Source organism: Novosphingobium sp. FG137, from assembly GCF_057809735.1.
Genome location: NZ_JBMDKN010000002.1, coordinates 521,381 through 534,181 on the forward strand (window position 1 = coordinate 521,381; position 12,801 = coordinate 534,181).

General features: G+C 66.1%; 18 protein-coding genes and 1 tRNA gene. 6 read left to right on the top strand and 13 right to left on the bottom strand.

Annotated features, from left to right (window positions below):
* Positions 1 to 162: 162 nt before the first annotated feature.
* The 4 genes from ACODS2_RS08130 to ACODS2_RS08145 all read right to left on the bottom strand — a co-directional run bounded on the left by ACODS2_RS08130 (position 163) and on the right by ACODS2_RS08145 (position 2,578).
* Positions 163 to 238: transfer RNA gene (locus tag ACODS2_RS08130), tRNA-Lys, on the bottom strand.
* Between the two features lie 18 nt (positions 239 to 256).
* Positions 257 to 751, bottom strand: coding sequence for a 2-amino-4-hydroxy-6-hydroxymethyldihydropteridine diphosphokinase (gene folK / locus ACODS2_RS08135; protein WP_488998364.1), 495 nt, complete (start codon positions 749 to 751; stop codon positions 257 to 259).
* A gap of 13 nt (positions 752 to 764) precedes the next feature.
* Complete coding sequence (aguB, locus tag ACODS2_RS08140) at positions 765 to 1,631, bottom strand: N-carbamoylputrescine amidase (RefSeq protein ID WP_488998365.1); 867 nt, start codon at positions 1,629 to 1,631, stop codon at positions 765 to 767.
* Positions 1,632 to 1,729: 98 nt separating this feature from the next.
* Positions 1,730 to 2,578 (bottom strand): class I SAM-dependent methyltransferase, encoded by an 849-nt coding sequence (locus ACODS2_RS08145; RefSeq protein WP_488998366.1) that lies wholly within the window; start codon positions 2,576 to 2,578, stop codon positions 1,730 to 1,732.
* A 145-nt stretch (positions 2,579 to 2,723) separates the two neighbouring features.
* Between ACODS2_RS08145 and msrA the strand changes: the two genes are divergently transcribed.
* Positions 2,724 to 3,251: a peptide-methionine (S)-S-oxide reductase MsrA gene (gene msrA, locus ACODS2_RS08150; protein ID WP_488998367.1), complete on the top strand. Its 528-nt coding sequence runs from the start codon at positions 2,724 to 2,726 to the stop codon at positions 3,249 to 3,251.
* An 85-nt stretch (positions 3,252 to 3,336) separates the two neighbouring features.
* On the opposite strand, the gene ACODS2_RS08155 is transcribed toward msrA, so the two are convergent.
* On the bottom strand, positions 3,337 to 4,599 hold the full coding sequence (locus tag ACODS2_RS08155; protein ID WP_488998368.1) for an RsmB/NOP family class I SAM-dependent RNA methyltransferase: 1,263 nt from the start codon (positions 4,597 to 4,599) through the stop codon (positions 3,337 to 3,339).
* A 29-nt stretch (positions 4,600 to 4,628) separates the two neighbouring features.
* On the opposite strand from ACODS2_RS08155, the gene ACODS2_RS08160 reads away from it, so the two are divergent.
* Positions 4,629 to 4,847 (top strand): DUF1674 domain-containing protein, encoded by a 219-nt coding sequence (locus ACODS2_RS08160; protein ID WP_488998369.1) that lies wholly within the window; start codon positions 4,629 to 4,631, stop codon positions 4,845 to 4,847.
* 23 nt (positions 4,848 to 4,870) lie between these two features.
* Here ACODS2_RS08160 and ACODS2_RS08165 read toward each other — a convergent pair whose 3' ends face one another.
* From ACODS2_RS08165 to dksA, 3 genes are all read right to left on the bottom strand, one after another.
* Positions 4,871 to 6,340: an ABC transporter substrate-binding protein gene (locus ACODS2_RS08165; RefSeq protein WP_298165762.1), complete on the bottom strand. Its 1,470-nt coding sequence runs from the start codon at positions 6,338 to 6,340 to the stop codon at positions 4,871 to 4,873.
* Positions 6,341 to 6,452: 112 nt separating this feature from the next.
* Positions 6,453 to 6,815: a PilZ domain-containing protein gene (locus ACODS2_RS08170; RefSeq protein ID WP_298165763.1), complete on the bottom strand. Its 363-nt coding sequence runs from the start codon at positions 6,813 to 6,815 to the stop codon at positions 6,453 to 6,455.
* Between the two features lie 211 nt (positions 6,816 to 7,026).
* A complete protein-coding gene (gene dksA, locus ACODS2_RS08175) occupies positions 7,027 to 7,485 on the bottom strand; it encodes an RNA polymerase-binding protein DksA (protein WP_298165765.1) in 459 nt (152 codons plus the stop codon).
* A 260-nt stretch (positions 7,486 to 7,745) separates the two neighbouring features.
* On the opposite strand from dksA, the gene ACODS2_RS08180 reads away from it, so the two are divergent.
* Positions 7,746 to 8,108 carry an SEL1-like repeat protein gene (locus ACODS2_RS08180; RefSeq protein ID WP_488998370.1) on the top strand — a complete coding sequence of 121 codons (363 nt, stop codon included), beginning with the start codon at positions 7,746 to 7,748 and terminating at the stop codon, positions 8,106 to 8,108.
* Positions 8,109 to 8,379: 271 nt separating this feature from the next.
* Here ACODS2_RS08180 and ACODS2_RS08185 read toward each other — a convergent pair whose 3' ends face one another.
* The 5 genes from ACODS2_RS08185 to ACODS2_RS08205 are packed head-to-tail and all read right to left on the bottom strand — an operon-like array spanning position 8,380 to position 11,637.
* The gene (locus tag ACODS2_RS08185; RefSeq protein WP_488998371.1) at positions 8,380 to 9,510 is read right to left on the bottom strand and encodes a GNAT family N-acetyltransferase; all 1,131 of its coding nucleotides are present in this window, start codon (positions 9,508 to 9,510) and stop codon (positions 8,380 to 8,382) included.
* Positions 9,507 to 10,298, bottom strand: a complete 792-nt coding sequence (locus ACODS2_RS08190) for a glycerophosphodiester phosphodiesterase family protein (RefSeq protein ID WP_488998372.1) — start codon at positions 10,296 to 10,298, stop codon at positions 9,507 to 9,509. Before ACODS2_RS08190 ends, ACODS2_RS08185 begins: the two co-directional genes overlap by 4 nt.
* Positions 10,270 to 10,737 carry a RidA family protein gene (locus ACODS2_RS08195; RefSeq protein ID WP_488998373.1) on the bottom strand — a complete coding sequence of 156 codons (468 nt, stop codon included), beginning with the start codon at positions 10,735 to 10,737 and terminating at the stop codon, positions 10,270 to 10,272. Before ACODS2_RS08195 ends, ACODS2_RS08190 begins: the two co-directional genes overlap by 29 nt.
* Positions 10,730 to 11,365, bottom strand: coding sequence for an HAD family hydrolase (locus ACODS2_RS08200; RefSeq protein ID WP_298165775.1), 636 nt, complete (start codon positions 11,363 to 11,365; stop codon positions 10,730 to 10,732). The genes ACODS2_RS08195 and ACODS2_RS08200 overlap by 8 nt, the downstream gene beginning before the upstream one ends.
* Complete coding sequence (locus ACODS2_RS08205; RefSeq protein ID WP_366886088.1) at positions 11,365 to 11,637, bottom strand: DUF3572 family protein; 273 nt, start codon at positions 11,635 to 11,637, stop codon at positions 11,365 to 11,367. The genes ACODS2_RS08200 and ACODS2_RS08205 overlap by 1 nt, the downstream gene beginning before the upstream one ends.
* 56 nt (positions 11,638 to 11,693) lie before the next feature.
* On the opposite strand from ACODS2_RS08205, the gene ACODS2_RS08210 reads away from it, so the two are divergent.
* The 3 genes from ACODS2_RS08210 to ACODS2_RS08220 are packed head-to-tail and all read left to right on the top strand — an operon-like array spanning position 11,694 to position 12,675.
* A complete protein-coding gene (locus tag ACODS2_RS08210) occupies positions 11,694 to 12,056 on the top strand; it encodes a response regulator (protein ID WP_421836867.1) in 363 nt (120 codons plus the stop codon).
* A 58-nt stretch (positions 12,057 to 12,114) separates the two neighbouring features.
* Positions 12,115 to 12,363: a CopG family ribbon-helix-helix protein gene (locus tag ACODS2_RS08215; RefSeq protein WP_488998374.1), complete on the top strand. Its 249-nt coding sequence runs from the start codon at positions 12,115 to 12,117 to the stop codon at positions 12,361 to 12,363.
* Positions 12,364 to 12,675 (top strand): type II toxin-antitoxin system RelE/ParE family toxin, encoded by a 312-nt coding sequence (locus tag ACODS2_RS08220; protein WP_488998375.1) that lies wholly within the window; start codon positions 12,364 to 12,366, stop codon positions 12,673 to 12,675.
* Positions 12,676 to 12,801: the final 126 nt, after the last annotated feature.

Genomic DNA, 12,801 nt, shown 5'->3' on the forward strand with positions numbered 1-12,801 from the left:
AATCGGCCGGATATCTCACCACCGATGGCCCCATCCCGCAGATGGAGGCTAAGGGAAGGAAACACCTCGACAATGATAGAGCTGGTGCAATCCCGGACGGAGACCGCAAGGCCGCGCCTCATTCACCGGGCGCGGCAGAAACTGGAAACATCCAGAAAGATATGGTGAGCCCTGCTGGGTTCGAACCAGCGACCTACTGATTAAAAGTCAGTTGCTCTACCGACTGAGCTAAGGGCCCCCCGCAGACGGGTGAGCCTCACCTAGGGGTGGGGCGGGGCCGGGTCAAGCGGGCGTGGAGGTGGCGGATGGTGCAGGTTCCTGGTGGATCGCGCCAGTCCGGGGTGACCGTCGCGGCGGGGCCGAGGACGAATGGGCGTGTCCGGAAGCGGGGGTGGGGGACGGTGAGCGTCTTGCTGTTCCAGGGGCCGCCGCTCCACAGCACGATGTCGAGATCGAGTGTGCGGGCGCCCCAGCGCTGGCCGCGGCGGACGCGGCCGAAGCGGGTTTCGAGGGACTGGAGCAGGGCGAGCAGCGCGGGCGGATCGAGCGGTGTGGCGATCCGTGCGGCGGCGTTGGCATAGCGGCGGCGCGAGGGGCCGATGGGGGCGCTGGCGATGATCGGCGAGATGGCTTCAACGACAAGGCCCGCCCCCGCTATGGCGGCGAGCGCGGCGCGCAGGACCTGCGGAGGAGGACCGTGACGCGGATGGCGCTGGTTGGAGCCAAGCGCGATCAGGTAGCCCCACTCCAAACCGGGATTCGGTTCAGATATCTTCGGCAAGGCGGGTGTAGAGCTGCGGGCGGCGATCGCGGAAGAAGCCCATGCCGGCGCGGTGGCGGGCGGCTTCGGCGAGATCGAGCGTGGCGGTGAGGATACCGGTTTCTTCCGCGCCATATTCAGCGAGGAAATCGCCCCATTGGTCGGCGATGAAGCTGTGGCCGTAGAAGCGCTGGGGCGGGGTGCCGCCCACGCTTTCGCTGCCGATGCGATTGGCAGCGATCACCGGCATGCAGTTCGATACCGCGTGGCCGATCATCGCGCGGCGCCAGACGCGGCTGGTATCGAGGCCGGGATCGTAGGGCTCGCTGCCGATGGCGGTGGGATAGAACAGGACTTCCGCGCCCATCAGCGCCATCGCGCGCGCGCATTCCGGGTACCACTGGTCCCAGCAGACGCCGATGCCGATGCGGGTGCCGAAGACATCCCATACCTTGAAGCCGGTGTTACCGGGGCGGAAATAGTACTTTTCCTCATAGCCCGGGCCATCCGGAATGTGGCTCTTGCGGTAGGTGCCCATGATCTCGCCGTCGGGGCCGATCATCGCGAGGGTGTTGTAGTAGTGATGCCCCTCGCGCTCGAAGAAGCTGTTGGGAATGGCGATCTTCAGGCTGCGCGCGAGCGTCTGCATGGCCTTGACGGAAGGGTCTTCGGCCAAGGGATGCGCGAGGGCGAAGAGGGCTTCGTCCTCCACCGTGCAGAAATAGGGGCCGGCGAAGAGTTCGGGCGGGAGGACGACCTGCGCGCCCTGCTGCGCGGCCTGTTCGACCAACGCGCTGACGGCGGCGATGTTGGTCTGCGCATTGGGTGCGCCGAGCGCGAGCTGGAGGGCGGCGACGGTGAGCTGGGTCATGGGCGGGAAGTGGTGGGTCTTTGCGGGAATGTCAAAGGGGAGCGCCGGAGTACCACCACTGCCAACCCCCTCCTCTGAAGAGGAGGGGGCTTTCAGGATCAGGGCCGCTTGGCGAAGAGCAGCGTCATGCGGTCGCTTTCGCCGATGGCTTCGTACTTCGCGCGGTCCTTGTCCTTGAGGGTGAGGACGGGGGGCAGCGTCCAGACGCCGTCGGGCCAGTTGGCGGTGTCTTTCGGGTTGGCGTTGACTTCGCTCTTGCCGACAAGGCGGAAACCGTGGGCTTCGATGAGCGCGATGACATCGGCCTCGCGCATGTAGCCCATGGTGCCCTGGGTGTAGGACGCAGGGGCATCGGCCTTGGCGCGGTGCTCCTCGATGCCGAGGAGGCCATCATCCTTGAGCAGCGAACGGATCGCGGCGAGATCGTTGAAGAGGTAGCCATCGGGCCACATGTTGTGAACTTCGCGCATGATCATCACGCGGTCGACCGTGCCCTTGCGCTCGGGCGGGATGGCATCGAGCGTGTAGGCGGGGATGCGCGCTTCGGGAACGCCGGTGCAGCTGGCGGCCTTGGGCGGGAACTGGGCGGGGAAGGCAGCGAGGCGGGTCCTGGTATCGCCCGAGGCAGCGGCGAGGCCAGCGGTGATGCCGATGTACTGGCCCTTTTCGCCCAGATAGGGGACGAGGATGCGCGTGTACCAGCCGCTGGAGGGCATGTAGTCCGCCACGGTCATGCCCGGCTTGATGCGGAAGAACGCCAGCGTTTCGGCCGGGTGGCGGAAGGCATCGCGGACGCGGTCCTTGTCGCGCCGGGGATCGGCGAGCGCCGTGGCCATGGCGGGATCGGCGGCGGTGGCGGCTGGGCCTTCTGGCGCGGCATGAAGCACTGCGGGAACGGACGCAGCGGCAGCGAGCAGGAGGGCGGAGAAAAGGGCAGCTTTGCGCATGAAGTAACTCCGGGGGCGATTCGAGCGAAGGATAGCCTAAGCGGGCAGGAGGCGATGACAACCGGGTCATTCGTTCCTATCTGGCCCTCATAGCTGACTGGGCATGACATCGGGGGCATTTCCCCCGGAAGCAAGGAACAAGTGAATGGCGCAGGCAATCATGGCGGGCGGGTGCTTCTGGTGCACCGAAGCGGTGTTCCGCGACGTCGTAGGCGTGATCGAGGTAGAGAGCGGCTATATCGGCGGGACGGGCGCGAACCCCACCTACAAGCAGGTGTGCAGCGGGACGACCGGACACGCCGAGGCGATCCGGGTGACCTATGATCCCGAACTGCTCTCGCTGGACGACCTGCTCGATATCCACTTTGCGACGCATGACCCGACGACGCTGAACCGGCAGGGCAACGATGTCGGCACGCAGTACCGCTCGGCGCTGTTTCCGGTCGATGACGAGCAGCGCGCGGCGATGGGGGCGGCAATTGCGCGGGCGGCTGCGGCCAATCCGAAGCCGGTGGTCACGACGATCGAGGGCCCGGCCACGTGGTATCCGGCGGAGGACTACCATCAGGAGTATTGGCAGGGCGAAGGCCAGCGCAATCCCTATTGCCTCGCGGTGATCCCGCCCAAGCTGCAAAAGCTGCGCAAGAGCTTTGCGGCGAAGGTGAAGGGGTAAGCGCGGGCCCCTCGTATTTGCATCCTTCGACAGGCTCAGGATGAGCGGGTTGGGGATGTGGGCGCGGGAAGAAAGGGGACTGTCCCTATTTTTCCCACATCGCGGCGAAGAAGCCGTCAATGCCGCCGGATTCGGCGAGCATGCCGGGATCGCTGCGGAACCAGCCTTCGGGCGTGGGCGTGAGGCCGGCGGGAAGCTGATCGGCGGTGATGGGGACAGGGCCGAGCGCCTTGACCCATTGCGCCTGCGCCTCCCCTTCCCCTGGCTCCAGCGAGCAGACCGCATAGACGAGGCGGCCATCGGCGCGAATCGCGCCCGAAGCCCGCTCAAGCAGGCCGCGCTGGAGTTCTTCCAGGGCGGTCTGGTCGATCAGGCGGTGGAGCACGTCCGGGTGGCGGCGGCAGGTGCCGGTGGCGCTGCACGGCGCATCGATCAGCACGGCATCGTAGAGTTCGGACGGGCGCCACTGCATGGCGTCTGCGGTGACGACTTCGACTTCGAGGCCGACACGCGCAACGTTTTCGCTCAGGCGTTCAAGACGGCGGGCAGATTTGTCGAGCGCGGTGACGCGCCAGCCGGCGGCGGCGAGCTGCATCGTCTTGCCGCCGGGCGCGGCGCAGAGATCGAGGACGCGGCGCCCCTCACCCGGCCCCAGCAGGCGCGCAGGCACCGAAGCGGCGAGATCCTGCACCCACCACGCGCCTTCGGCGAAGCCTTCGAGGCTTTCGATCGGCCCGCCACGCGCAAGGCGCACATGACCGGGCGCGAGCGATGTGCCGCCGAAGCGTGTCGCCCATTCATCGGTGCGCGCCGGATCGCGCAAGCTGAGATCGAGCGGCGGGGGGACGGCGAGTCCGGCGGCGATGGCATCGACGCGGGTGGGCCAGGCACTGGTCCACCGTTCGAGCGTGGCGGCGGGAAGCGTGGGTCTGTCCGGCAAGCCCTCTGCGCGCAGCACGGCGGAAAATACGCCGTGGGCGAGGCGGCGCGGGCCGCCGACAAGCAGCGGCAGCCCGGTGGCGATCACCGCATGCGGCGGCAGGCCGAGGCGCAGCGCCTGCGCGAGCATGAGACGCAGGACGCTGCGCGCCTTGGCATCCTCGGGGAGAATCTGGCGGGTGGCGCCATCGATCAGCCGATCGAGATCGGGCAGCCAGCGCAGCGCTTCGGCCGCGATGGCCAGCGCGAGGGCGCGGTCATCGCCGCGCTCGATGGCGCGCAGCACCGGCGGAGCAGCCTGATCGAGCGGATCGCCCCGGCGCAGCACGGCATCGAGGAGGCGCAGCGCAGCGCGGCGGGCGGGAACACCGGGAATATCGGCTTCGGCAGCTTGGGGAGAACGGGCCATTGGCCAGCCTATCGCGCGTGGTGCCCATCTTGGCAATTGCGCTTGCGCGCGGACTTGGGCAGGCAGACCTGATGGACAAGCCGATCCCCCGCGCGACAACCCGCCCCGCAGGCTTTACCCGGCCCGCGCACTGGACCAACGAACCCGCCCCCGTGCCCGCCCCGGCCAAGCAACGCGACGATCCCGACGGGCTTGATCCCACGCGGTTTGGCGATTGGGAGAAGAACGGGATCGCGATCGATTTCTGAGGGTTTGCTGCGGAGGCCCCTCATCACTTAGGCAGCGCGGCCAGCGGCGGCAGCGGGTGCCAGCCCCAGACATTGAGCGCGAAGCCGCTGACGCCCGAGCGCACGAGCGACCAGCGCAAGGGCCGCGCGATGGGGATATAGGCATTGGCGGCGGTCATTTCGGCCTCGGCCTGCCCCAGCAGGCGCGCGCGCTCGCGCAAGTCCGCGGTCTGGCGGGCATCGGCGAGCAGCGCATCGCCGGCCGCGTTGCAGGCGGGCTTGTGGACCGAACAGGCGAGCTGGTTCAGGAACCACGAGGCGCGGCCATAGCGCGCGGTGGTATCGACCAGGCGCAGGTCGGCGGGCTTGTCTTCCGCAACTTGCACCGCGACCACGCCGATGGCCTTGAAATCGGCTGCGATCAGATCGATCACCCGCCGCGTGCCCGGTCCGTTGGGCGCGGCGATCCGCACCAGCGGGGCGGAGTTGCCGCTGGCCATGAAGCGCGTGACACGCTCGGCCGCCAGCGCCCGGCGCGCATCGAGCGCGACGCCGACCCAGCGCTCGCCCACGGTGCCGGCATCGCCTTCGACCCCGGCGGAGACAACGCGGGTGGTGGGCTGCCAGCCGGCGATGTTGAAAGCGGCGATGATCGCATCGCGATCGATGGCGAGCGCCAGTGCTTCGCGGTTGGGCGCTTCGGCAAGGAAGCCTGCCTCACTTTCGATGAGGAGCCCGAACATGCCGATCACCGGATCGAGCTGGATATTCCCGCGCGCGAGGCCGGTCTGTTCGGTGAGCGGGAGCGAATCGATGCGCCCGCCAAGAACAAGATCGGCGGCGCCATCGTTGAAGCGGTCCACCGCCTTTTTCGCAGGCAAGAGTTCGACGACAAGATTGCGCGCGCGGCTGGAAAAGCCTTCCTCCGGCACGAGGCCGCGCTTTTCCGGGGGGATGAGAGACAGTTCGAGCCCGCTGCCGCGCCGGGCAAGGCCCATCGGACCGGAACCGCGGCGGGCATAGGGCAGGCCGAGCTCGGGCTGGGCCAGCAGCGTGAGCAGATCGGGGACGGGCGCAACGAGATCGATCTCGATCACCCGGTCCGCCATGACGCGGACCTGCTCGATCGCGGCAAGATCGAGCCCGAGCGCGGTGCCTTTCAGCAGCGCGAGCGACTTGCGCAGCGCGGCGGCGGCGGTTTCTGCGGTGATGCGCGCGCCGCCCGGCCAGGTGCCGTCGCGGAGGCGGAAGATGTAGCTCTGCCCATCATCGGTGATAATCCAGCGATCCGCGATGGCGGGGACGACATGGCCTTCGGCATCGAAAGCAACGAGGCCCTCAACCGTTGCGCCGCGTATCGTGCGTGCTGCGGGCGACAGGCGCAGGCTGCTGGTATCGAGCGCGGTGCGATCACCGATGAGGGCGATGGGAAGCGGCCCCTCGCTACGCCGTCCGCAGGCAGAGACGCCCAGCACCAGAGTACCGAGCCCGGCGAGGGCCAGGGCGGCAGCCATGGAAAGGCGGGAGGCACGCACCATCAGGAGCCGTGCTAGCACGCAAGGCCGCAGCGGTCAGCGCCGGAAGGGCCGCATGACCGCGAGAATCAGCAGAAATTTTTGCGTTTGATCAGATCTTGCGCAGGCGGGTCGGGTCAACCATCGCGAGCACCGGCTTGACGAAGCGCGGCGTCTCGTCGGACCTGGTGACGATCGGTTCGCGCGCGAGCTTGGGATCGATGTCCTCGACGAAGGCGATGCCGAAGCGGTTTTCCTGAATCCAGGCGACGACGCCTTCGACCCAGCCGATGTTGCGCAGATTGATTTCAAGCTTGGCGCCGCGGGTGACCTTTACATGGCCTTCGGCCATCATCCCCCCGCCCGAAAGGTTGCGGACCTTGACGCGGTGCTCGTCGCCCGCCCCGGCCAGACGCACGTCTGCCATGAGAAACAGGCTGTCACGCCCTACTTGCCGATGATCGAGTTCAGTCACGCCCGGTTTCCGTCTCATCTGCCAAAGAAGGCCCCAACGATCAGCGCGATGAGCCGCACTGCACGCCACGAGGAAAGTCGCAAAACTTTCTCGCGGATTGCTAAGCGAGGCTGGCTAACGGAATCTTAAATCGGCGCGGCGTTAACGTGTTTTTGCTTAGGCTGTGCCGGAGCGGGACACTCTCCGGACAGAGCGTTTAACGCTGCCGATCCTACATATCGCGCGAGATTTTCTCACGCCGTTCATGTGCTTCCTGCGCTTCAACGGTCATCGTGGCGATCGGACGGGCGATCAAACGGCCCAGCCCGATGGGTTCGCCCGTGACTTCGCAATAACCATATTCACCTTCATCGATCCGGCGCATTGCGGAATCGATCTTGGCGATCAACTTGCGCTGGCGATCGCGCGTGCGCAGTTCGATGCCCCATTCGGTCTCGCTCGAAGCGCGGTCGTTGAGGTCGGGCTCGCGGATCGGGCCATCCTGCAGCGCGGTGAGCGTGCCGGCCGATGCCGAGAGAATCGATTTCTTCCATTCGAGCAGCAGGCGGCGGAAATAGTCCTGCTGCGCCTCACCCATGTAGGGCTCATCATCGGAAGGAATATAATCGCCGGGCATAGCCCGACGCGCTTTGGCCAGAACGTCGATCTCGTCACTCAAAACCCCAGCCATCCGGCCCTCCAAGCTCATGCTCTTGCGACCCCCGGCCGCCGCGACGCCCGCGGAAGGACACCTGTGGCTCCCGGTTTGGCGGGCCTATAAGCAAGTGGCGGAATCCGCACAAGGTTTTCCTAAGGGGCAATGCCAAGTTGTACCCAACCCGGACAAATGCCGCCTTTTCTTCGACGTTAACCAATTGTTGACCAAGATTGTTGACTTTGTCCCTGCCCGGCCAAGCGTCATCACGGTTCGGGGGGACAGGGGAAACGTTTATGGCACAGACATGGATCAAGCTGGTTTCCGAAACCGAAGCTTCCGCCGCCGCCGCCCTCGCAGGCAGCGACAGCAATGCCACCGATACGCTCGTCGCGATCTGCCTTGCTGCTGCGGCGGCAGGCGACATGGATGCGCTGTTCGACCTTGGCGTCGCCTATTCAACCGGCAGCCACGGCGCGCCATGCGACCTGATCGAGGCGCACAAGTGGTTCAACCTGGCCGCAGTGGGCGGGCACGAGGAAGCGGCGAACTGCCGCGCCGAGGTTTCGGACGACATGACCGCGCGCGAGATCGCCGAAGCCCAGCGCCGCGCCCGCGAGTGGCTGCGCATGATGCGGACCGACAGCCGCGCGGCCTAAGTATCGTCTGGAAGCGAGCTCGGTTTGGATTGTGAACTCGGTGTCGCCACAGTCCGCTTGTAGCGCGCAATGATATCATCGGCGGTCAGCGTAACGTAGGTATCGGCTGGAGCTGCGAAGGCTTGCTGCAAGATAGCCTTCAAACGTTCGAACTGACTTTCCGTACGTTCTCCAGTGAAGGCGCGAGCCAGCGCCTTTTTACCCCTCCACCACCCTTCGGGCGGTCCCCCTCCCCATTTGCACTTCGCGAAAATGGAGAGGAACTGCCGCCCTACCCCTTCTTGAACGGCGTCCTCTCGCCCAGCCACATCTGTTCCTGCGCCACGCCGCGACGTTCGCGTTCGAGGAAATCGGCGATGGCACTGCGGAAATTGGGGTCCGTGATGTAGTGCGCCGACCAGGTCGGCACCGGTTTGTAGCCCCGCGCCAGCTTGTGCTGGCCTTGCGCGCCCGCCTCCACCCGCTTGAGGCCCAGTGCGATCGCGGCGTCGATTGCCTGATAGTAGCACAGCTCGAAATGCAGGAAGGGCTTGTCGACCACGGCCCCCCAGTAGCGCCCGTAGAGCGCTTCCGAGCCGATGAAGTTGAGCGCGCCGGCCACCGGTTGATCGCCGATGAAGGCCATGACCAGCAAGATGCGGTCGGCCATGCGCTCACCCATCAGGGTGAAGGCCTCACGCGTGAGGTAGGGGTGGCCCCATTTGCGTGCGCCGGTATCCTGATAGAACACCCAGAACGCGTCCCAGTGCTCGGGGCAAATAGCCTCGCCGGTGAGCTGGCGAATCTCCACCCCGTCCTGCGCCTTGGCGCGCTCCTTGCGCAGGTTCTTGCGCTTTTCCGAGGAGAGCTGGCCCAGGAAATCGTCGAAGCTGGCGTAGCCCTGGTTGTCCCAATGAAACTGCGTATCGGTGCGCAGGAGCCAGCCCGCTTCCTCGAACAGCGGCAGCTGCGCAGGCTCGATGAAAGTGGCGTGGGCGGAGGAAAGCTGGTTCTGCGCGCAGATCTGCTCGGCAACGCGCAGCAGGGGCAGCCCAAGGGCCGGATGATCGCCCGTCAGCAGGCGCGGTCCGGTGGCGGGGGTGAAGGGCACGCTGATCTGGAGCTTGGGGTAATACTGCCCGCCCGCACGGTGCCAGGCATCGGCCCAGTTGTGATCGAAGACATATTCGCCCTGGCTATGGCCCTTGAGATATGCGGGCAGCGCGGCGGCGGCGATTCCGGCGGCATCCTCGATCACCAGCGGAAGCGGCGACCAGCCGCTGCGCCCGCCGACACTGCCCGATTCCTCGAGCAGTGTGAGGAAGGCGTGGCTGGTGAAGGGGTTGCCGGCACCGGCCAGCGCGTCCCACTCGGCGGCGGGAATCTCGCCGACAGCGTGGTGGACGCGCGCGGTCACGCTCACGGGCGGGCGGCCTTTGCCAGCCCTGCTCCTTCCGCAATCGGACCATCGCCGTGCTTGAGAGCGCGCTCCATCAGGCCGGGCGTGTTGACCGTCCACGTGAGCACGGGGAAGCCCCGGCGGCGCTGCGCGCCGGCAAAGCGGCTGGGCATGTCGGTAATGTCGTAGGCGAGGAAATCGGGCTGCGCGCGCCAGAGTGTGATGTGGCGGCGGGTGCGCGCGAAAAGTGTGCGATTGCCTTCTTCCATCATCACGATACCGCGGACGATGTGGCTGGAATGCCGCGCGAACCAACGCGAGACGCGCGGATCGAAGCTCATCACCGCAACCGGGCCGCGATAGCCTTCGAGCATGCGACGCACCGCGAGGCAGATCGCGGGAATGCGCGTAGAAGGCCGCGTCTTGACCTCGATCAGCAAGGGCACGCGGCCCGCGACGAGATCGAGCAGTTCGCGCAGGGACGGGATCGTATCCGCATCATTGCCGATGATGCGGATCTGGCCCAGCTTGGCCGCGCTGCGTTCGATCACGAGACCGGTCTCGGCGGTCAGCCGGTCCAGCTCCCAATCGTGGAAGACCATGGCCTGCCCGTCGCTGCTGCGCTGCACATCGCATTCGATGCCGAGCCCGGCCTCGATCGCAGCGGCGAAGGCCGAAAGCGCATTCTCGGGAAGCCCGGGGCCGTGGAGCCCCCGGTGCGCATAGGTCACGCCCTTGAGCCAGGCCACCTTATCGGCCTGCGGGGGCGGCGCCAGCAGGCGATCAAGCAGGATGGAGAGCAAATACAGCATCGATTTCCACTGCGCAGCCGAGGGGGAGCGAAGGCACGCCGACGGCGCTGCGACTATGCTTGCCGGTTTCGCCGAACACCGCGACCATGAGTTCCGAGGCGCCGTTGGCGACCTTGGGCTGATCGGTGAAATCGGGGGTGCAGGCCACGAACGCACCGAGCTTCACGACGCGGGCGACCCGGTCCAGCGAGCCGAGCGCGGCCTGGGCCTGGGCGAGCAACATCAACCCGCAGCCCTGCGCGGCGGCAAAGCCCTGCTCGACCGAGAGATCCGCGCCCAGCTTGCCCTTGACCAGCGCGCCATCGACGAACGAGACCTGCCCCGAGACATAGAGAAAGCCGCCGGCCTCTACCGTGGGGACATAGGCGGCGACCGGTGCTGCCGGAGCAGGCAGGGTGAGGCCGAGTTCGGCAAGCCGTGTGGCGGGGTTCTCAGTCATCGTCGTTCACTCCGTGGATACGATCCATAAGCCAGGGCAGCGCGTGCTCCCACTGGTCGATACGGGCATGGGCGTGGCCCTTGACATGCGCGCAATCGATGTGGCGCGCGATCATCGGTTCGCCGCACAAATGCAGGCGGCCGACATGGGGGGCAATCTCCATGACCGAGCCGTGGTGCTGCGGCAGATCATCGATGAACACCGCGCGGCTGGGCTGGTATTCATCGAGAATGGCCTTGAGCGCAGGCCCCTTCGGCCCCTGATTGGTGAAGACGCGCGCGTTGATGCCGACATCCATGAGCTGGCGGGCGCGGGCATCGCGGCGATCGTCGTTGAGGTTGGTGAGGATCACCACATCGGCATGCCGGGCGAGCGCGTTGATTCCCTCGACCGCGCCCGAGATCGCCTGCTGGCGGTGCATCTCGGTATCGAAGAACAGGCCGAGCAGGCGCCAGATTTCCGGCCCGGGGACGGGATCACCCGTTCCGGCGTAGCGCATGGCCTTGCCGAAATCGCTGTCCTCCATCACGAAATCGATACCATGCTGCTCGCCCAACCAATCGCGATATGGCGCGACCATGTGCAGCAGCACTTCATCGCAATCGCTGATCACCAGCGGCTTACTCATCACAATCTCTCCCGGGTGGCGGCGAGCGTGGCCGGGGCGAGGCCCAGCGCATCTGCCGCTGCAATCAGATCCGCCTCATGCCCGCAGAGGAATTCGAGCACCGCGCTCTGCACCGCCGGATCGCCGAGACCGGTCCGCAGCTCGTCAGGCGTCAGACCGGTGAGGGACAGAAAACGCTCCGCACGGCCAGCATCACCGAGCACCCAGCCAAGCGCCTGCAGCGCCGTGGCGGCAGGATCGGGCAGGGAGGCGGATGCGCGGGCGATTGTCAGGGCCTTCCGGGGTGACTAGGCAGGTGTCTGGGGTGGTATGAGGATAATGGGGCTCAGTGGCAAAAAGAATACTGGTTGTCGAGGACAACGACCTCAACCGTAAGCTGTTCTGCGATGTGCTGAAGGCAGGCGGCTTTGCGGTGGAGCCGCTGGCAGACGGGCGCGATGTGCTTGTTCGCGCACGCGAATTCGTGCCCAACCTGATCATCATGGATATCCAGCTGCCCAACATTTCGGGCCTCGAGCTGATCGAGGCCCTCAAGGGCGATCCTGGCCTGAGGCCCATCCCGGTGCTGGCGGTAACTGCCTACGCCGGCAAGGGCGACGAGGAACGCATCCGCGAGGCGGGGGCGGAAGGCTATCTCGCCAAACCGGTATCGATCGGGCCGTTCATGATGGCGGTGAAGGCGCTGGTTTAGGGGCTTATCCAGAGGCCAGACCCATGATATGATTACACCTGATTGCAGGAGGTTTCAGATGGCATCAACAGAGCCGATCACCGTCAGGACCAGCAAGGAAATGGTTGCGCGGATCGATGCACTTGCCGCCGCAATGGACCGCTCGCGCAACTATCTCGTCGGTCTGGCCCTTGAGCAGTATCTTGAGCGCAACGCCTGGCAGATCGAGCGGATCGAGGCAGGCATAGCTGCGGCCCGCGACGGTCAGGTTGTTCCGGCTGATGCCGTTTATTCACGCATTGCCGCAAGGCAAGGCTGGAACCAATAGGTGCGCCTCGTCTTTGCCGAACCGGCAGCGAATGATCTGGAAGATATTGTCGAATACGTCGCGCTTGACGACCGGCGCGCAGCGGAAGCAGTCTATCGTGCTATCGTGGCGGCGACAGAACTGTTGCTTGCGTTTCCGGCGCTTGGCCATCCCGGTCGACTGCCAGGAACGCGGGAATACTCCATCACCGGGCTGCCCTATATCGTAGTCTACGAAGCCGACACCGCCGCGGTTACCGTGCTGGCAGTATTCCATGGCGCGCGCGATCTTCGCCGGGCGCTGGCCACGCGGCGCAAGGACAGCAAGGGCTAGCCGGAACGTCGTCGGACTTTGATCTGGGGCATGATCTCGATGCACGAAAAGCCAGCCGCGCTTGACAAGCGGCGCAGCTGGCCGCTTTTCAGCCGCATTCTTGGGGCAAGGGCGCCTCAAAGCCGG